General features: G+C 47.7%; 14 protein-coding genes. 3 read left to right on the forward strand and 11 right to left on the reverse strand.

Annotated elements, in window-relative coordinates; genetic code table 11:
• Window positions 1-43 precede the first annotated feature (43 nt).
• The 4 genes from ACKTT9_RS27435 to ACKTT9_RS27450 all read right to left on the reverse strand — a co-directional run bounded on the left by ACKTT9_RS27435 (window position 44) and on the right by ACKTT9_RS27450 (window position 4,079).
• The gene (locus ACKTT9_RS27435; RefSeq protein WP_315955461.1) at window positions 44-868 is read right to left on the reverse strand and encodes a carbohydrate ABC transporter permease; all 825 of its coding nucleotides are present in this window, start codon (window positions 866-868) and stop codon (window positions 44-46) included.
• Between the two features lie 15 nt (window positions 869-883).
• Window positions 884-1,813: a carbohydrate ABC transporter permease gene (locus ACKTT9_RS27440; protein WP_407868407.1), complete on the reverse strand. Its 930-nt coding sequence runs from the start codon at window positions 1,811-1,813 to the stop codon at window positions 884-886.
• A 22-nt stretch (window positions 1,814-1,835) separates the two neighbouring features.
• Window positions 1,836-3,146: an ABC transporter substrate-binding protein gene (locus ACKTT9_RS27445; RefSeq protein ID WP_407868408.1), complete on the reverse strand. Its 1,311-nt coding sequence runs from the start codon at window positions 3,144-3,146 to the stop codon at window positions 1,836-1,838.
• Between the two features lie 66 nt (window positions 3,147-3,212).
• Window positions 3,213-4,079: a MurR/RpiR family transcriptional regulator gene (locus tag ACKTT9_RS27450; protein WP_157319394.1), complete on the reverse strand. Its 867-nt coding sequence runs from the start codon at window positions 4,077-4,079 to the stop codon at window positions 3,213-3,215.
• A gap of 895 nt (window positions 4,080-4,974) precedes the next feature.
• Here ACKTT9_RS27450 and ACKTT9_RS27455 point away from each other — a divergent pair.
• The gene (locus ACKTT9_RS27455; protein WP_407868409.1) at window positions 4,975-5,391 is read left to right on the forward strand and encodes a VOC family protein; all 417 of its coding nucleotides are present in this window, start codon (window positions 4,975-4,977) and stop codon (window positions 5,389-5,391) included.
• Between the two features lie 130 nt (window positions 5,392-5,521).
• Here the strand turns inward: ACKTT9_RS27455 and ACKTT9_RS27460 are convergent, their stop codons facing one another.
• Window positions 5,522-6,127, reverse strand: coding sequence for a TetR/AcrR family transcriptional regulator (locus ACKTT9_RS27460; protein ID WP_407868410.1), 606 nt, complete (start codon window positions 6,125-6,127; stop codon window positions 5,522-5,524).
• Between the two features lie 150 nt (window positions 6,128-6,277).
• Here ACKTT9_RS27460 and ACKTT9_RS27465 point away from each other — a divergent pair, with 150 nt between their 5' ends.
• A complete protein-coding gene (locus tag ACKTT9_RS27465; protein ID WP_407868411.1) occupies window positions 6,278-7,471 on the forward strand; it encodes an MFS transporter in 1,194 nt (397 codons plus the stop codon).
• A gap of 96 nt (window positions 7,472-7,567) precedes the next feature.
• Here ACKTT9_RS27465 and ACKTT9_RS27470 read toward each other — a convergent pair whose 3' ends face one another.
• The 6 genes from ACKTT9_RS27470 to ACKTT9_RS27495 form a co-directional block, all read right to left on the reverse strand.
• A complete protein-coding gene (locus ACKTT9_RS27470; protein ID WP_407868412.1) occupies window positions 7,568-9,148 on the reverse strand; it encodes a phytoene desaturase family protein in 1,581 nt (526 codons plus the stop codon).
• 66 nt (window positions 9,149-9,214) lie between these two features.
• Entirely contained in the window at window positions 9,215-10,390 is a 1,176-nt protein-coding gene (locus ACKTT9_RS27475; RefSeq protein ID WP_407868413.1) for an ROK family protein, read from the reverse strand.
• 20 nt (window positions 10,391-10,410) lie between these two features.
• On the reverse strand, window positions 10,411-11,133 hold the full coding sequence (locus ACKTT9_RS27480; protein WP_407868414.1) for a glycerophosphodiester phosphodiesterase: 723 nt from the start codon (window positions 11,131-11,133) through the stop codon (window positions 10,411-10,413).
• A gap of 22 nt (window positions 11,134-11,155) precedes the next feature.
• Window positions 11,156-12,466, reverse strand: a complete 1,311-nt coding sequence (locus ACKTT9_RS27485; protein ID WP_407868415.1) for an ABC transporter substrate-binding protein — start codon at window positions 12,464-12,466, stop codon at window positions 11,156-11,158.
• Between the two features lie 67 nt (window positions 12,467-12,533).
• Entirely contained in the window at window positions 12,534-13,457 is a 924-nt protein-coding gene (locus ACKTT9_RS27490) for a carbohydrate ABC transporter permease (RefSeq protein ID WP_407868416.1), read from the reverse strand.
• A gap of 31 nt (window positions 13,458-13,488) precedes the next feature.
• Window positions 13,489-14,373, reverse strand: a complete 885-nt coding sequence (locus tag ACKTT9_RS27495) for a sugar ABC transporter permease (RefSeq protein WP_326062395.1) — start codon at window positions 14,371-14,373, stop codon at window positions 13,489-13,491.
• Between the two features lie 559 nt (window positions 14,374-14,932).
• On the opposite strand from ACKTT9_RS27495, the gene ACKTT9_RS27500 reads away from it, so the two are divergent.
• Window positions 14,933-20,893, forward strand: coding sequence for a discoidin domain-containing protein (locus ACKTT9_RS27500; RefSeq protein ID WP_407868417.1), 5,961 nt, complete (start codon window positions 14,933-14,935; stop codon window positions 20,891-20,893).
• The last annotated feature ends 74 nt before the right edge of the window (window positions 20,894-20,967 follow it).

Below are 20,967 nucleotides of genomic sequence, written 5' to 3' on the forward strand. Positions count from 1 at the left end.
CGTGGATGTGGAGGTTCTTTTTTGTCATTTTCTCAAAACGAAATTACTTCACAGCTCCTGCCGTCATGCCTTCCATAAACTGTTTGGAAGCCAAGAAGAAAATAACCATCATCGGCACAGAGGCCAGGGTTAGTCCAGCGAACAGCATACTTAAGTCAGTCGAGTACTGCCCGAACAAGGATAACATACCGACCGGAATTGTCTTCTTCGCATCATCCTGTATGAAAATTAGCGGGAAAAAGAAATCATTCCATGCCATGATGAAATTCATAATCATGACCGTCCCGAGTGCTGGCCGAATTAAAGGCAGTAAAACATGCCACATCACACCAAAATCAGACGAACCATCGATGCGCGCCGCTTCTTCCAATTCCTTCGGCAGCGTTCTGAAGAAGCCCGTTAAGATCAGAATGGCTAGCGGCAATCCGATCGCCGTATACACGCTAACCAACGACCAAATGCTGTTTAGCATCGAGAGTTTCTTCATTAGAAGAAACAAAGGTACGATCCCGAGTTTGATAGGTATCATCATGCCCAAGAGAAAGAAAAAGAACAAGGCTCCATTCCAGCGGAACGGATATCTGGCAATATAGAAGGAAGCCATAACACCAAATAACAAAATGAGAACCACTGACACAACACTCACTACAAGACTATTCCAAAAATAGCTGAAAAACGGTATTTGATGCACTAATTTACTGTAGGCCGCAAATGAGATGGATGTTGGCAGTGACATTGGATTTTTCAAAATTTGAATATTCGTTTTCAACGAGGAGGTCAGCATCAGAAAAATCGGATACAAACTGACCAGTGCCCCCAAATACGCCGCAGCATATTGGAGTCCCCGAACTGATTTGTTGGTTTTCATGGTCCGCCTCCTGTCTTAATGCTGAGCCGACTGGTTCCTGGTGAAGTACAGGAACAAAGCGGAAATCGTTGCAATAATGAAAAATAATACAACAGCCAATGCGGACCCAAGACCAAGCGCAACTGAATCGCCGCCGGACGAGCCACCGAATGCAATGCGATAAAAGAATACAGCCAACGTGTCCGTTGAGTTGTAGGGCTCACCTTGCGAGCCTTCCATCGCATAAATCAACTCAAACGCTTCGAAAGCATGGATAAACGTGAAAACCGTAATAATGATTAGTGACTGACTCATCATAGGAAGGATCATCGAGCGGATTAAGCGAAAACCCTTAACGCCATCCATCCTAGCCGCTTCAATAACTTCCGTAGAAATTGCATGTAAACCGGCAAGGAAGATTAGCATCGAGAAACCAACACCAAACCAACTATTGACGATGGTAATCGAGGTTAGCGCCGTAGCTGGATCCCCCAGCCAAGGTTTGGCCCATGAAACAAGACCGATCTTTTTGAGCATAACATTCACAACGCCATTATTCGGGTTCAACATGAGCTTCCACAAGAAACCTACCACGATGACAGACAGCAATCTCGGTAAGAAGTAGGCCATTTTCAAGAAATTAGAACCTTTAACTTTACTATAAACCAAATATGCAAGCACAAAGGCAAGTACGTTTTGTACAGCCATCTCTACAGCAAAATAATAAAGATTATGGCCAAAGGCGTTCCAAAACAGATGATTAAACGGCTCCTTCGTAAACAAATCTACGAAATTGCCTAGACCAATGAATTCTCCGCGAACGAGGCCTTTCCAATCAAAGAAGCTGTAACCAAACGCGGATAGAATCGGGTAAATAACGAACAGGATATACACTGCAAGGGCAGGGACCGGGAACAGATGAACTGCTCCCTTTTTCCACCCGGACGTTTTGGCCAAGTTATTCATGTCCCCCACACCTTTACTTTACTTATTTCTTTGGTTTAAACCAGGAATCTGCACTCTTTTGAACTTCCTCTGTCACTTGCTCCGGTGTTAATTTGTTCAAATACATCCCTTGGATGGAGTTTTCCAATGTCGCTTTCGTCGTCGGGTTACCTGCATTAAAATAAACGACTGCAGCATAAGGTGTGGAGATCGAATCGGCGTTTTTGGCAATTTTAGCTACCAACGGATCATTTGCCGCTACACCTGGAATTGTGCTTGGTTTCTGCAATTCATTTACCGCAAGCGTTCCGAACTCTTTGGACGTTAAAAACTCCATGAACTTCAGAGCTTCCTGCTTATGAGCGGATTTGGCATTAACGGAGAATGAACCGTCTACCCAAGTCGTTACTGTTTGCTTGCCATCTGCCTTCACTGGCGGAACCGGGAATACATCCATTTGTAGATCAGGATTCGTTTTCTTCATAACGGCATACTCCCAATCTCCCATAACCATCATGGCTGCTTGCTCCGTAACAAACATATTTCTCATGTCGTCCATGCCGATTCCTACATAATTATCCGGGAAATAAGGCGTTAAATCTTTCATCATTTTAATGGATGCCACATACTCCGGACTTTTGAAGTTCGCAGCACCGCTAAGAATTTTCTTCATGAAATCCGTTCCGTATACAGACGGCCCAAGCGTTCCTTCCGTCAGCGAAAGAATCCAGCCTTCTTTAGAACCAAACGCGAATGGCGTTACTTTATTTTTCTTCAATGTATCCGCTGTTTTTACAAGCTCATCCCATGTCTTAGGTTCTTGAAGATTATATTTTTGGAAGATTTTCTTGTTATAGAACACTTGCGTTGAGCTGAAAACAGTTGGAACCCCGTATACTTTCCCGTCAGATCCCGTAGCAGCGAGCAAAGTGTCTTTTGAGAATACATCCATGCCCTTAACATTCGTCAACGGCTCCAGGTAGCCCGCATCCGCCAAAGCTGCACCTGCCGCATAAGGACGAAGATGAATAATATCAGGACCATTCCCGCTTTGTAGAGCTGTGTTCAGAGCTGTGTTATACTCTGTATTCTTGGTCGGTTTAAACTCGATATCAATGTTCGGGTTTTTCTTTTTGAACTCTGCAATGATCTTTGCGTAAGCTTCTGTATCTTCTGTACGCCAGCTACCCATTGTCAGCTTTACTTTATCCTGTGGCGCTGCTGTTGTTGTTGGTGGTGCAGTACTTGCTGTACCGGAAGTTGCACTTGGCGTTGCGGTGTTACTGCTGCATGCTACAAGCATGGAGGATGCTGCGACCATCGTTAAAACTGCCCCACTGAATAAACGTTTCATAAAAAAGCCTCCCTTTAATTTTTCATATCTATGTTTAACCTCCAAAACCACAAGAGGACCAAACCGTTATCCGATACGTTTTCCTACACTAACTGCTTGCCGAGTCATATCCAGCGATTTCACACTTTCCTCGTAATGACAACCCGCGATTCCTACATACAAAATATCTATGACATTCAGCTGAGCAATTCTTGATGCCATCGCTCCGCTGCGAATACTTTTCTCCAAGGTACTAATAAACAGCTGGATATCAGCAAGCTCCGCCACCGGATTGGCTCCAAATCTCGTCAATGTAATGACAACTGCGCCATTTTTCTTGGCTACAGCGAGCGAACGAATCATATCTTCTGTTTGACCCGTGTAGGAAATGCCAAAAACCACATCACCCGGAAGCAAGTTGGCCGCAATCGTAGCTTGGGCATCGAACCCCGTACCAATCTCGCACCACCGGTTAATCCGTGAAAGCTTTTGCTTGAAATCCTCCGCAATGACCCCTGAGGCGCCTACGCCAAACACACCAATTTTCCTCGCAGCGCTAAGCGTTTGTATAGCTTTCTCTACACTTTCTGGCGAAAGAACGGTTAGTGTATCTTGAATTGAAACAATATTGTTTGTTGTGACTGATTTAATGAGTTCCCCTACTGAACTGTTCGCATTAATTTCCTGATACGCTTCTGTCGGTAATGACGTCTGCGACAAATCCCCGGCGACTCGCATCTTAAGTTCCTGAAACCCTTTGAAATGAAGCGAACGGGAAAGCCGTATAATTGTCGCTTCACTAACACCGGCGAACTCCGCCAATTTCTGTACCGAAAGGCTAACTACCTCTTGCGGATGTTCCAAAATATACTGTGCAACTTTGCGCTCACTCGGCGTCAAGCTTGCCATAGCAGCTTCTATGCTCACTAATCCACCTTTTAACATAGGCAACATCCTCAATCGTTATTTTTCGATATCTCAATTTTATGTTAATAAAGCTGACTTATAATCCTCATTATAATGAGTTTTATTTCATCTTGTAAATACTTTTCTGAAATTTTATTTCTCCTATGTTATGTAAACTATCACACTTAAAATTTAAAGCGTATACATTTTTTCAGTCTTTTTTTTAGCGCAGAAAATGTCACATCGCGCGCCACTGTTCGCAGAAAGGCACGAAGCACATAAAGCTCCATATAAAAACTTTCAGGAAAGTTTATCCATGACACTCCAGTTAGCTTGCGTGCACATCGGCAGTTTTGCCCCCCCACCACCACTCTAAAGGGAACTGGAGTCCCCTATTCCGGGAAAAACGGGCTGTATCCTGTCCGAGCGGAACTACAGGGTTTTAATTGTCCGTGATACCGCGTTACACAGCTGAAATCAGCAAAATAGCGCCCCACAGTTCCACTTCCACGTGGAAAGTATGCTTTTACCCAAAATAACGGACCGTAGTTCCCGTCAATTAGGGGAAGATCGCATTCGCAGTCAGACCACGCCATTATGTGGTACAAATGCAACGTAAGCCTCCGAGTTTGCTGCTCAGCCGCCTCGCCGTCAACTCAGCTTCAGCATCAATTTCATCTTCATCCGCAACCTTATGCCTCCCCTTCCCTCACGCCCCCCAAGAACCATTCCCTTAATTGTCAAGGGGAAATAGTGGCTCAATCTTACAATCAATACTTGACGGGCGACGGAGTGACGTCGATATGAAGTTCAGTGTGATCGACAAACAGAATCTGGCTGCATGTAATTCTGGTGTGTTGAAAAGTTCATTGATATACTGAGTTTGCTAAATAAACGAAGACTCTCATGACAACAATCCAATTTGACGATGAGGTGTTTAAAAATGGCATTAATGTCCACATTCACGAGCTTCAATCTGCCCGTAAACAACGTAGAACAATCGAAGGCGTTCTTCACCGGACTCGGATTCGAGCTCAACCCGCAATTCCCCGAGAGTGAGAATTCGGTAGCCATCGTGATTGACGACAACCTGCAGGTCATGCTGCTCACCAAAGAAATTTTAAAGTCGCTCACGCAGAAGGAAACCGTTGATACGGAAAAGTATGCGCAAATGACGATCGCATTGGCCTTCGAGAGCCGAGAAAAGGTGGATGAAATCGTGAATACTGCGGTCTCCTTGGGTGGGAAATCGTACGAAGAACCTGAGGATTATGGTTTCATGTATCATTGGGCCTTCGAGGACTTGGACGGCCATATGTGGGCAATCAACTACATGAACACGGATGCAGCTCAAGGTTAAGGATAGCGGAGAGCGCACTCATACTTGAAATAACAAGGAAAGACGCCGGGTACCTTCCCCGGCGTCTTTTTCGCGAGATGGAGAGTATCCCACTAATAGGGGAACCTTGCATCTGTTGTTACATTCTCATCTATAAATCCAATAGACTTATCTTTGCCTTGCCCGTGGAAATCAATCCATTGAAAACGGTGTAAATCATCCGCTTCACTGTATCCTCTGTTAATGGCTCCCCGCTAACTAACAAGCGGTAAAACAAGGGTCCATAGATCAAATCAATGCTGGACTCTACATCCAGTTCTTTACCTAACTCATCGCGGTCAATCCCTCTTCTCAGAATCATAGCGGACTCTGAGCGTCGAGGCTTTACATAGTATTCTCGGAAAACCTGAATTAATGCAGAGTCCATCTGTCCTTGGCCGATTAACTCCGAGATCACTCTACCTTCTTTGCTTTCCATGAACAAAGATAAATTTACGGCATGTTGCGTAATTTCTTTCAGAACAGAGCCTGTATCCGGGACAGGCAGGCGGCTGGCCGCAGCTTCAAAAAAACCTTCAGCCACGACAGCAGCTTTATTTGGCCACCATTTATAGATGGTTGCCTTGCTCACGCCTGCTTTTTCAGCAATTTTATCGATGGTTACTTCTTCAAAGCCACCTTCCAATAGCAGCTCATAAGCTACAGTCAATATCACATGTTGAAGCTTTACATCTCTCGGGCGACCTTTTTGAGCCATTCAACTGACCCCTTTCTATCCTTTGCCATCAGTATATATGATATTTAGCGTATTTACAAAACGCTTCGTTCAGTATATAGTGATACCTATTAAGTAAACGATACGTTCACTTAATGGAAAATTCATTGTTGTAGAGGGGGAACATTTCCTATGAGCAAGTCCATTTCAAAACCGCAAAACGAGATCTCCACAACAATGATGGTTGTTCTGGCAGCGGCATGCGGCCTTATTGTAGCCAACCTTTATTATTCCCAAACCCTTGTGGGCCCCATCAGCGCAGCACTTGGTCTGCCTTCAGGAGCAGCCGGGTTGATCGTAACTTTAACGCAAATCGGCTACGTAGCCGGCTTGCTGTTCATTGTTCCGCTGAGTGACAAAATAGAGAATCGCCGACTGATCGTGACATCTCTTGCCATCGTAGTCCTTGCCTTGATCCTGGCCGCGGTTTCCTCGGAATCCGTCCTGTTCTTGACAGCCGCCTTGCTGATCGGATCCGGCTCCGTAGTTGCGCAAATCCTCGTCCCTCTTGCCGCTTATTTATCTAACGACCAGCAGCGCGGCCGAGTCGTCGGCAACGTCATGAGCGGCCTTTTACTCGGCATCATGCTCGCACGGCCGATTTCCAGCCTGATCGCCGGTATTTGGGGATGGCGCACCATTTTCGTGCTATCCGCCGTCGTCATGGCACTTCTAGCTCTTTCACTGGCTAGAGTGCTGCCAAAAAGGAGTCCCGAAAGCACCTTAACGTACTCGCAGCTTGTGGCTTCCTTAATTGAACTGTTCAAAAAGAACCCGATTTTGAGACGACGCGCTTTTTACCAAGCCTGCCTCTTCGGATCGTTCAGCCTCTTTTGGACGACCGTACCTCTTCGATTGGCGGATGAATATGGTATGTCCCAACAAGGCATCGCTTTATTCGCCCTTGTTGGTGTGGCGGGAGCTATCGCTGCTCCTATTGCCGGAAGATTGGCGGACAAAGGCCTTACCAAAGTGATCACCATTGGCGCAATTGTAACTGCGATCTTGTCCTTTCTGCTTATTGTCGTGTTTCACAACGGTTCACTTTTTTCGCTCATCCTGCTTTTCGTCGTCGCTGTTACGCTTGATATGGCGGTTTCCGGCAATCTGGTAGCCAGCCAGCGAATTATTTTTTCACTGGGGAATGAAGCCAGGGGAAGATTCAATGGATTATTCATGGCCATTTTTTTCATCGGCGGAGCAGTGGGCTCATTTTTAGGCGGTTTAACCTATGCGCATGGCGGCTGGGTATCGAGTGCAAGCATCGGGGTGGCACTAACTTTCATTGCTTTCCTGTATTTCTTGACGGAACGTAAAAGCAAATAAGGGAATTTGGAATTAGAGGACCATAGTTCTTCCTTTCTTCTGAAAACCCCAAAAACACAAAGGAGCTGCCAACAGGCAGCTCCTTTCTATGTAAACTTATAATCGTGATAAAAGCTGCTGAGCTACGATATAACCCGAGCCGCCATTCACCCCATGGCCTGGCCAAGTCGCAGCACCGAGCATATACACATTCGGAATCACCGTCTGGTGGCTTGGCTGTCCTGGCAATGGACGGAGCAGGTAGCTTTGCGCCAGATCGTGCGCGCCGCCGTAGGGATCTCCCGGTCCCGCGTTCGGATTGAATCGGGCGATAACGTCTGGCGTTACAACATATTTGCCAATGATCGCGCTTGGTATATTCGGAATATGTTTGCTCACAACCTGCAATACACGTTCTGTAAAACGCTCCGTGAGGTCCTGAGTCCAACCGCCATCTCCAACATCAATCAGGCCGGCGGCATCCCCTCGTGGCCGAGTAGGCACTTCAAGCACTTGAATTCGCATGATCGCTTTGCCAGCGGGCGCGCGCGTCGGATCAAGATTCGTGGAACAATCAACAGTAAAGGTTGGTTTCGCCGGAAGCAGATCAGCCATTCCCTGGGCAATCGCTAGCGTAAATCCATCCAGCCCATCTGTCAGATGAGGCTGTCCTACGCGATCAAAGCGGGCATCCGGCCAACGCGGCGGCTCGCTAAGAGCCAGATGAATCTGTACGCATCCGCGGCCGTACCGAAACTGCTTCGCTTGGCTGCGCAGTGCCGAAGGGGCATCACTCTCAGCCAGCAGCGAGAGGTAGAGTTGATCCGGCGTAGTCGATGCCACAACCGCTTGCTTCGCTATGTATGTCCTGCCTTCCGCGGTTCGCACGCCGACAGCTCGGCCATTCTCTACTACGATACGCTCGGCCAGCGTATCCGTTATAATCTCTCCGCCTTGATCCTTGATCAACTGTACCAACGCCTGAACCAATTGTTCGCTGCCTCCTGCCGGAGTAGGCATGCCGCCGCCCATCAAGGCCATGGCCGTGAGCGGAACCCAAATGCCGCTTCCGACTTCATCCGGCGTGCGGCCCAGATGGGTGACCCATGAGGCCAGCATGGCCCGCGTCACGGGAGATTTCAGCGAATTCACCGCCTGTCGCGCTGTCCCGAACAACTGCCCGGCAAACGCCGAATAGCCTGAGCTATTCTCATCATGGAGCAACCGTTTCAGGATAGGGGCAGCCTCCTGGCTGGAAAGATCCATGCTGAATAAACCAAACACGTCGTTGACGTGCGGGTTTAACTGTTCGAAGATGCCGGCCAGCGCAGCGCCATCTCCAGGAGCCAAACGCTCCGCCTCTGCGATAAGCTCCTCGAAAGAGCGTGACAATACGGCCGTGCGCCCATCCTCCATAGAAACTCCAGTCGGCAAGTCCGTATTCACATAACGTAACCCGCGAGCTTCCAAATCCTCCCTCAGCTCTGCATAAGCGGGCCCTGTTGTAAAAAGAGGATGCGCCGCTGCATACACATCATGCTTGAATCCTGGCAAGGTGAGTTCCTCGGTCCGCACGAAGCCGCCAGGGCGATCGTTTTTCTCTAAAACTAGCACACTGCGACCAGCACGAGTTAAGTAGGCAGCCGTTATTAAAGCATTGTGTCCACTGCCGATAATAACAATGTCGAACGATTCCATTCTATCACTCCTTTTTAAAATTGAAGCCTAGTAGAAACTTATTCGAACATTTGCTAGTTCATTACTTCATCCACAATGAAATATCCACTGGTAAAAAACGAGCGCGGCGGCTCCCATGCTGCAATTATTTTGATTATAATCACTATAAATAATTGGGGTATCGCGAGTTGGACGGATCGTTATTTCTTCAATGGCTTGAAGCATGGATTCTTTAAACCAACCCGCTGCCGTAACAAGCTCTCCACCAAGAATGATCACCGTAGGATTAAGCAAATTAAGCGTATTGCCAAGCATGAACCCGAGGTGTCGTCCCACCTGCTCGAATAACATCTTCGCTTGCGGATGACCTTCTTCCAGCAGCCGCATGATTTCGGTGAAAGTTCCTACGGGCCAACCGAGCTCCTCCCTAATCCTTTGAACGGAAACATAAGCTTCCAGACATCCCCGCTGTCCGCAAAAACATAAAGGGCCGCCCCAACCAATTTTCATATGTCCAATTTCGCCTGCATAATAACCATCGCCTGTATAAATCTCGCCATTCATCACCAGTGCGGAGCCGATGCCTTCATCCAAGTAAATACACAGGGCATGCCGCAGCTGCTCTTCGGTCCTCATCCAAACTTCTCCCCGGGCAAAAGCGCGCACATTATTGTCAATATACACAGGAATTGCATACCGCTTCGAGAGATGCTCTTTAATCCCGAACTGAAACCAACCAAGATATGGGGAATGAACGACCTCCCCTTTTTGCGAATCAATAATGCCCTGTATACCCACACAGATCCCCACATTGCGAGCGAAAGCCGGAACCCGCTCCAGCAATCCGTCAATCAGCTTTTCAAGACGTATCGTTAAAGCATCTCCTTGACAAGGAGTAACATCACTAGCCGATGTGCCCACGAGATATACCTTCTCTTGATAAACGATCTCCCGGTTATAACTCATCACTAAACCAATGATATAACTTTTGGTCACCTCAATACCGACGGCATACAGGTTTTCTCGATTTAAACGAAGAAGGACGGGCTTGCGCCCGACCCCGGAAATAGCTAAAACATCTTCTTCTATGACTAGTTCTTCGGCCAGCAGCTCATTCACAATATTCGTAACGGTCATCTTCTGCAGGTTAGCCCTTCGCGCAATGTCGATGCGTGAAATCAGCTTTTCCTGATGGAGGAGCTCAAGCACCTTCTTCTTATTCTGAAGTTTCATCCAACGAAAACTGTTGTAATCTTCTTTCAAGCCGATTCCTCCATGCTGCTCTAATTGTTCGCCGATGCGCTGCGGATTGCTGCTGTTAACTCATCCGGGAAGTTGATGGTCATACCGTCAACGCCGCATTGTAGAGCATGATTCATCAATTCAGGGGTAAAAGCGCCCCACGCTCTGACTTCAAAACCATGCGCCTTCGCAAGCCGTACATCCTCTTGCTCAAGCCCATCCGCGCAAGGACAAATTTGCACAGCGCCAATTTCTTTCAAACGGGCAATTGCTTCCTCATCAATCTTACGGATTAAATGTCCGAGTCGGATCGAGGGGTCGACAGCTCGTGCAGCTTGCAAATTCTCATATCGAAAGGAAGTTATCGTCGATTGATGCTGGACATCATACTTTCTAATCAGCTCCAAAACAGGCAGCTCGATGTTAGGATCCTTTAATTCTAAGGCAAACAAAGCCTTCTTTCTACCAAAATAATGAAGAAATTGCTCAAAGGAGACGAGTCTCTCTCCCGCGTAGGCGGGGGAGAACCAGGAGCCGGCATCCAACTCCTGAAGCTCTTTCCACGTATAGGACGACGGAAGACCATGACCGTCCGTCGTACGGTCTAACTCATTATCATGAAATAAAATAATGACGCCGTCTTTCGATTGTTTCAAGTCTGTTTCAATCCCGTTTGCGCCTTGCTCAAGCCCCTTGTAGAAAGCAGCTAGTGTATTTTCAGGCGCATATTCCGAAGCACCTCGATGGGCTAAATTCATGAACATTGTGAACATTCCTCACTCTCTTTTATTTGTAGCTTTTCATAAAGCTGTCTACGTCGGCTTGCAGCTTGTCGAGCACTTTTTGCGGATCAGCCTTGGCGTCGCCTTCCACGGTTTCAAGCGCTGTAACGAGCCCCGACCAAATCAGGGAATCCGCCGGATGGATGCCTTGACCGCGCAGGAATTGATTTTGATCCATGATAATTTTAAAGTTCGGATCTTCGCTCATTTTCTTCTTGAAAGCTTCTGTTTCTGTTGCAGATTTTTTAATTGGCGCATACCCCGTCGAGATGCTGGTCGCTGCCGCATTTTCCGTATTCGTCAAAAAGGAGACGAATGCCCAGGACGCTTTTTCTATATCTGGATCGGATTTAAAAATCCCTAAACTGTTTCCGCCAATCGGCACGTTGCGGTCCTTAATCATCGGAAGGTAAGCTACTCCAATTTCAAACTTTTGACCCACTTCTTTTTGAGTGCCCGCCAAAGCAGAACCGGATTTATAAATCATCGCCAATTTACCAGCACTGAAATCCTGCTCCGAGGTGTTATGCTGATTCGGCGCCATGGCTTTTTGCACATGAACCAAGTCCTGGAACGATTTCAACGCCTCTACCGCTTCCTTGCTGTTTACCGTAACTTTCCCCGCCTTATCCACGATACTTCCTCCGCGATTCCACGTCATCGGTTGAACATACCAAGGAGAATCAGCCGCCGTATTAAAGCCCCATACATCCACTTTACCGTCGCCGTTTGTATCTTTGGTCAGCGTTTGCGCTGCTTTTACCAGCTCATCCCATGTGTTTGGCGCCTTCAGACCGGCTTGGTCGAACAACGTTTTGTTGTAGTAGAGCATAGGCGTACTGCTATTGTACGGGATGGTCCAAAGCTTGTCCTTATATCGGAATCGATCCCAAAAAGCGGGATATACATCCGTTTTCTCCTGCTCGCTCATGAACTGTTCAATCGGAATCAGCTTCCCGCTGTCAGCCATTTGCGGAATGCCATGCCGTTGGCCTAACTGGACCACATTGGGCAAAGTGTTGGATACAACAGCTGCCATGACCTTTTGAGCCATTTCATCATAGCCGCCCATGAATTCAGCTTTAATTTTAATCGTAGGATATTTCGCTTCAAAAGCTTTGACCTGGTCGGCGAGCAAGTCTTTATTGGTTGTCCATACACTCAGTGTAACCGGTTTTTGTTCACCTTGCGTCGTTTGACTCGGCTTTTCCGCTGTTTTCCCTGCGTCTGTATTCCCAGCCGGTTGGTTGGCTGCTCCACACGCCGTCAATCCCAACATGGATAACGAAAGCAAGACAATCATCGTTTTTTTCATAAAATGGTTTCTCCACCTATCTTGTTTTTTTATTTGAATTTGGTTTATCGTCATCCTCTTGCAAATCTTATTTCACACCGGCGTTCATCACCCCCCTGACAAAATATTTTTGGCTGACCAGGAAGAACAGCAGAACCGGCAGGATGATAAACGTCGATGCCGCCATCAAACTTGGCCAATCCGTTCCCTGTTCCGCATCGATCATATAACGCAGCCCTACTTGCACGGTTCGCATATTCGCCGTATTCGTGATGAGCAAAGGCCACAGGTAGCTGTTCCATGCGTGCAGGAAGGCAAAGAGGCTTAGTGTTGCCAGCACCGTTTTGGACATCGGAAGAACGATCTGTATCAAGGTTCGAAAGTGCCCGCAACCGTCGATCCGCGAAGCATCCATCAAATCTTTGGGAATGGTCAGAAAAAACTGCCTCAGTAAAAATATCCCGAACACACTCGCTGTGCTTGGCACAATAAGTCCAGCATAGCTGTTGATCCACCCCAGTTCTTTAATGACCAAGTAGGATGGAATCATCGTAGATTCGAACGGGACGATCGTTGAAGAGACAACCAGAAGAAACAATAGTTTTCTTCCACGGATTGGAACCCAGGAGAAGACATACGCAGCCATCGAGCTGGTCATCAATTGACCCACTACAATGCCGGCAGACATCACCAAACTATTTATAAAAAAGCGGTCGAACGGAGCCTTTTTCCAGGCTTGCCCATAATGCTCCCAGTGCCAGATCTTCGGCAAAGCGAATAAGCTCCCCGAGAAAATTTCTTCCGTCGATTTGACAGAAGATAGAAACATCCAGATGAAGGGCAGCATCATAAATAACCCACCTACGAGCAGAACCGCATGCTTTAACCATAGATCCATTGGCAGCTTGCTTAGCGAACGGGAACTTTCAGCGCGTTTTGCTGTCCTCGCTTTCCCACCCACGGGTTTCAGTGTTGCTTTTTGTCCGACTGTAACCGGCTTGGATATACGCATCTTGCCTCATACCTTTCTAAAATAACGGATTTTATTGATAGTGTACCTTTCGGCCGACCACAATCATTTGCAGGACAACTAGCAGCAAAACAATCGCAAAAATGACCATCGAAATCGCCGAAGCGTATCCCATTTGGAACAGCTCAAAGGCATAGTGATAAAGCTGCACCACCACTAACTCCGTACTCTTGGCAGGACCGCCTTTTGTCATGACGTTGACTTGAGTAAATGTCTGGAATTGCTCGATCGTTAGCAGAATTAATAATAGAAAGAGCGATGGAGTCAACAGTGGTATGCGGATTCTCGTAACTACTTGCCACTTATTTGCACCATCTACTTTCGCTGCCTCCAGCACGCTGGAATCCGTGTTCTGCAAACCGGCTAACAAAATAATGACATTGTAGCCCAGCGTCTTCCAAATCGACATGATCGCTAGCGACATCAGGGATGTGTTCGTATCATTGAGCCAACGGAGCGGTTTAAAACCAAAACTTTCTATTATCGCGTTCGCCAGGCCATAATCCGGATGGAAAATGAACATCCAAACGACCGAGATTGCGACGGTGGAAGTAACCATAGGAGCGAAAAACATCGATCGGTACGTGATCATCAGTTTTTTGGAACCCTGATCAAGCAGCAGCGCAAAAATCAATGCGATCAACATCGATAACGGCACCGTCATAGCTGCAAAAAGAAAGGTGATCTTCAATGAATGATAAAACTCTTCGTTGGTAAACAACCTCTGGTAATTATCTACGCCTACAAAGGTTGGCGTTGGGCGCAGCATGTCCCAGGAGTACAAGCTCAAACCTGCGCTATAGAGGACAGGAATAAGGACAAAAATAGCAATAACCAACAGAGACGGCGCCAGCAGCAAATAACCGGCAACATTCGTTTTCCATGATTTCAGTGACAATGTGGTGGTTCCTCCTCTCATTTATTAGCGAAGCCAGTAATTAGTAAAATTATTTGACTTATTTATATGGTCATCGTAACAAGACAAAATCAAGTAAGTGTTATCTCACTTTGAATAATATGTAAATATGTACAGCTTTGCGTTCCCGCCTGTTTTTGACCCAGGATCGATTGTAAATATTTTATTAAGAAAACGTTTTGAGACCTATTACGTTTGACATATAAGCTTAGGTCCCTATGACCAATTAATTTTTTAAATGAATAAACTTACAGGAGCGCTATCTAATTGAGTCTAAACCTGACATCATGATAGACGAACCCTTTTTTATTCGACCGGCGGACAAAAAATGACCTAGATTCATTTTTTTCACGTAGGCATACAGGCCTAATTCCAAAAATTGACTAGGAATTTCCGCTTATTGTTAACAGGATTCGACAGAATATATAATCGCGTTGGAAATTAAATTTCCAAAATAATGAAGAATGTTGTTTCTTTTTGTCAGTTCACAACATTCAAGCTAGTAAGCCCTATCGGGCGAAAAAAGGAGGAATATGAAGGAATGAGTTCACCCAAGAAAAGATTACGCAAGAAATTGACCCAAACCGCATCATCAGCGCTCGCTCTTTCTGTGCTTCTTGGGTCCTGGAGCGGTATGCCTGCCCCAGCATCGGCTGCGAATGCAGGCGAAACGTCCCACCTTCTGACTTATGAGGGTGCAGCCTATGCCTCTTCAACCGAAGGTGGCTTGACGGCGGACAAAGCGTTTGACGGCAATACCGACTCCCGTTGGGGAAGTGCTTTCAGCGCCGGCGAGCAGTGGATCTACGTAGACCTTGGTTCCAAAGCCAAGATCGACAAAGCCGTCCTCCGCTGGGAGAATGCCTATTCAAAGTCGTACAAGATCCAAGTATCTGACGACGAAACGAACTGGAAAGACATCTACACAGATACCAAAGGAGACGGTGGCGTTGACACCATCGCCTTATCTGGCGAAGGACGTTACGTCCGCATGCTGTCGCTTGAGCGCAGCGGAGGCTATGGCGTTTCCCTGTATGAGTTTGAAGTATACGGTACAGGCGGCAGCAACCCGCTCCCTGTCATACTTGGCGAAGATGTCGCTTTGAATAAACCGGTAACGGCTTCTTCAACCGCTGCACCTGACAAAGATAAGCCCCTGCTATTGCCTGAATATGCGGTGGATGGCAATGCGACAACAAGATGGTCTTCTGCGAGCACGAGCGATGAGTGGATTTATGTTGACCTTGGCAGCAAGCATGACATTGGCCGCATCCGCTTGAACTGGGAAAATGCAGCTGGCCGTATCTATGATTTGCAAGTATCGGACGATGCCCAGAGCTGGACAACGATTTACCGTGAAATTAACGGTCAAGACGGCTGGATGGATACGCAGGTATATGCCAGCGGACGTTACGTTCGTATGAAAGGGATCTCCCGCACAACGAGCTACGGCTACTCTCTGTTCAATTTCAGCGTGTACGATTATGTGGAAGGTGACCCGAAACCGGTTTATACCATTCCTTCCCTTCCTACCGCATCGACCGTTGAAGTAGGCAAAGGCAGCTATTTGAGCAGCGACATCAACATGCCGCAGCCCCGTCCTCCTGTTAATAAAACAGATGACGTGAAAGGTCCGATTCCTTCTAATGATTGGTGGCAGTCCGTTCTTATTAAAAACTTGAGTGACAGCCTCATCACGCTTCCGCTCAAATCCAAATATACGACGATGGGTCTCGGTATCCTGAACCCGGGTGCGGGTTGGGTGAATGACACAGGCAACTCCCAAGCAGCCGATGGCGCGCCTGACTTCTACTTGAACGCCGGCAACATCTCGCCATCGCATATCAAGAACAAAGTAGCCGGTTATGGCGACTGGTCTGCAACCGTTCAGCTAAGCGACAACGACACGGAGAAAATGAAAACGACGTTCGTCAAAGGCTCACCGTACCTGTTTTCGGAATTCAGCGATCCAACGACACCGGAATTAAACTTCCCGGTTTCCACAAGCTTTTATGACGACAACGGGAATCCGGTTCTCTTAGGTGAAGGGACTACATTGACGGCAGACCACATCGGTTTTACCGTTAACAACGTGGATGGCTCACCGCAATCCAAACCCGTGACTCGCCACTACGGCTTGTTCGCACCGCAAGGCTCCGTCTTCATGAAAGTCGGCAACAAGATCAAAGTTCGACTCGGCGGCGGACAGAACTACCTGTCTCTAGCCTCTATGCCGGCTGCAGGTGACTTGAACTATTTTTATAAACACGGCTATGCCTTCATTAAAAATACAACGGTAACTCCGGGCTTCGATGAAAACACCTCCGAAGTCACAACCCGCTTCGACGTCGAGATCGATCAGAAGCGCGCGGACATGGAGCCAACGACACTGATGGCCCTGCTCCCGCATCAATGGAAGCAAACGTCCTCTTCGCTGACTTCGCTTTCTTATGAGTCCATTCGTGGCACATTGAAGCTTCATGAGGGCAATTCGTTTACGACAGTTGACCGTTTTAACGGTATGGTCCCTCAATTTACAGAGCCAGGAGATCCGACTTACTCGCGGGAAACGCTGCTTAAACAGCTAAGCTATCTGGACGAATCAACCTCGAAGAACATCATGTCAGGTGATGCTTATTGGCAAGGCAAAGTGCTTCATCCGCTGGCAATGGGCGTCCTAATCGCCGATCAGATCGGAGATCAAGCATACAAAAATGTGTTCTTGGAGCGCCTCAGAACGATCTTGACGGACTGGTACACCTATACCAAGGGAGAGCCGGATTACTTCATGTACTACGACCCAACTTGGGGGACAATGTATTACAAAAACAGCGAATTCGGCGCTAATACTGGCCTGACGGACCATCATTTTACCTATGGTTATTACGTCTTCGCTTCCGCTGTACTTGCCACTTACGATCAGGACTTCAAAAACAATTACGGCGAGATGGTCGAGCACCTGATCCGTGACTACGCGAATCCGTCGAAGAGCGATCCGATGTATCCGTTCCTGCGCAACTTCGATCCGTACGAGGGCCATTCATGGGCTGGCGGTTACGGGGATAACAACAACGGGAACAATCAGGAAGCAGCGGGCGAGTCCTTGTTCGGCTGGGTTGGCGAATACATGTGGAGCCTGATGTCCGGCGACAAGGAGTTCCGTGATATCTCCATCTATGGCTTCACGACAGAATTGAAAGCTGTTGAACAATATTGGTTCAACTATGATAACGACAACTGGCTGCCTGGATTTGCTCACAAATCCGTTGGCCAAGTGTACGGCAGTGCGTACAATTTCGGTACGTTCTTTAGCGGCGACCCTGTCAACATTTACGGCATCCACTGGTTACCTACTGGCGAATACCTGACAAGCTATGGTTTCGATCCTGCGAAAGCTGCAGACCTGTATAACGGTCTTGTCAAGGATAACAAAGGCCCTGAAAATGCATGGCAGCACATCGTTTGGCCAATTGAATCCTTAAGCGAGCCGCAAACGGTACTTAATAAATTTACGACCGAGAATACGCAAAAAAATGAAATTTTCAACACGTACTGGTTCGTTCATAACATGGCGACTCTCGGAACGCGCACCAATGACATTTGGGCAAGCGGCTGGACAGGAGCTTCCATCTATAAGAAAGATTCGGCATACTCCGCACTGATCTGGAATCCGAAGAACGAAGCGGTTACGGTGACATTCCACAATGCAGCCGGCGTAACTGGATCCGCAAAAGTTGGACCGAAATCACTCGTGAAAGTAGATCCGATGAAAGTGACGGATTTGGATGGCAACACACCACCGCAGCTTGCGGCAGATACAACACAAAACACGATTGGACAACCGATCGACATTACGTTTGCCGACCATCTGAAATGGCGCGAGTCCATCTCCTCCGTTCTTGTCAATGGAGCAGCCATTGATGCCAAGCAATATCGTGTGCAAGACGGCAAAATCACCTTGAACAGCGCTGTATTCCCAGTGGAAGGCAGCTACACAATTACCGTTCAATCTGCTGGCTACCCGGATACGAGCACACAGCAAGTCGTCATCACAAACTCAACGGTCAATCTGGCGCTGAACAAACCGACCTTTACGTCGGATAAAGCGAAAAACCCTGGCTCCTACGCGGTTGACGGCAAGACGGACACGCGTTGGGAATCCGATTTTAGCGATCCGCAGTTTATTGGTGTCAACCTGAACTCGGAGTATAAAATCAGTCATGTCCGCTTGAACTGGGAGAATGCAGCTGGTAAAAGCTATACCGTTCAAACTTCTGTAGACGGCCAAACTTGGCAAACGGTATACACGACCACACGTGGTCATGAAGGCATCGACGACATTAAATTCCCAGCCGTGAATGCTCGATATGTCAAAGTAGAAGGCACAGAGCGGACGACAAACTACGGTTACTCTCTATGGGAGATGGAAGTGTTCGGTACGCCGGCAGGCGATCTTGATGCTCCGAAGTTGACGGCGGATACGACCATGAATCGTGCAGGTCAGTCAATCGACATCGGCTTTGATGACTTCGCGGATTGGAGAAATGCGGTCATTGGCGTGAAAGTGAATGGCGTGGCGGCATCTGCTGCACAATACGTTGTTTCACCAGGTAAAATCACACTAAATGGCGCCTTGTTCCCTGAAGCTGGCAGCTACGACATTTCCGTTGAGGCTAAAGGTTTTGCCAATGCTGCGGTTCAGCAAACAATCGTGACGAACTCGAACGTCAACCTTGCCTTGCGCAAACCGACACTCACCTCAGCGAATCCAAAACAACCCGGCAAAAATGCCGTTGACGGAAACACCGCTACGAGATGGGAGTCCGATTTCAGCGATCCGCAGTACCTGACGGTCGACCTTGGCGCGGATAACACCATTTCGCGTGTGCTTCTAAACTGGGAGAATGCGGCCGGCAAGAGCTACACGGTTGAAGTCTCTTCGGACGGTAAGGACTGGAAAACGGTCTATGCCACAACAACAGGCAAACCAGGCATCAACGATATCGGATTCTTGCCGACGCAGGCAAGATACGTGAAAGTGAATGGAACCGAGCGGACGACTGCCTACGGGTTCTCGCTTTTGGAATTCGAAGTGTACGGCAATGCTTCCAGCTTGCCGAGCGCGCCGGAATTATCAGCTGATACAACGGATGCGAAAGTCGGTCAGCCGATCGACATCACTTTCGACGATGATGCAACATGGAGAAGCACGATTGAATCAGTCAAAGTTGACGATACAGTGGTTGGCTCCGGCCAATTCACATTGTCTGCAGGCAAAATCACTTTAGACGCTTCGCTTTTCAAAGATGCAAAAACGTATCGAATTTCGGTTCAAGCGAAAGGGTACACGGAAGCATCCGTACAGCAAACCGTCGCAGCGAAAGACATTCCGGGGAATCCGAATACAGATCCGGACCCAGATCAAGGCCATGGAACAAATCCTACAAATCCGACGAATCCTAATCCGTTAAATCTCGCTTACGACAGACCGACAGCTTCGTCGCCGGACTACCACCGTTCCAGCGCAGATGCCGTCGACGGCCGATTCGATCGCCGCTGGGAGTCTGCTTTTGAAGACAACCAATGGATGAGCGTTGATCTAGGAGCTCCAAAAACGATTAATCACGTTGTCCTAACTTGGGAAAATGCTTACGGTAAAGCTTACACCATCGATGTCTCCCTGGATGGACAAACATGGACAACGGTATACGCTACAGAGAATGGCAACGGGGACGTTGACGATCTTACATTTGCTCCAGTGAGTGCAAGATATGTGAAGATGAACGGAATCAAACGTGGAACACCATACGGCTTCTCGTTATGGGAATTCGAAGTGTATGCCGGGAATCAAGCTCCACTTGCAGGACCTGCATTATCGGCGGATACGACTGATAACATTCTTGGTCAAACCATCGACATCACGTTTGAGGACAATAGCGCTTGGAGAAACGCAATCAACGCAGTTGAACTGAGCGGCGTTACCCTTCGCGCTGATCAATACAAAGTATCTGCAGGCAAAATTACGCTTAACGCTGCTTTGTTCACAGAAGCTCGCCCTTACGAAGTAAAGGTGCGGTCAACTGGTTATGACGACGATACGGTTGTACAAGCCATTATTCCTGCAGCTAATCTTGCGCTTAACAAACAAGTCACCACTTCCGAAACGCCGCTTCAAAGTGCGCAGTTCGCTGTGGATGGAAACAAAAGCACACGTTGGGAATCGCCATTCAGCGATTCGCAATGGATCTGCGTTGATCTTGGGCAATCCTACAAGATCGGTCGCGTTCTTCTGAACTGGGAAAATGCTTCAGCGAAGGCTTACACCATTGAAGTGTCCACGAACGGCGAGAACTGGACGACAGTATCCTCGACAACGTACGGAGACGGCGGTAAAGACAACATTCTCTTCACCCCTGTTGACGCACGTTACGTGAAAGTTGCTGGCACACAACGCAATACGCAATACGGCTACTCCTTATTTGAGCTAGAAGTATACGAATAATAAGTGAAAAGGCTGTCCCCAAGTCATCTAATGACCGAGGGACAGCCTTTTTTTTTTCCAAACGACCATCTCAT

Origin of the sequence: Paenibacillus sp. P36 (assembly GCF_045866505.1) — a bacterium.
Taxonomy (GTDB): Bacteria; Bacillota; Bacilli; order Paenibacillales; family NBRC-103111; genus Paenibacillus_E; species Paenibacillus_E chondroitinus.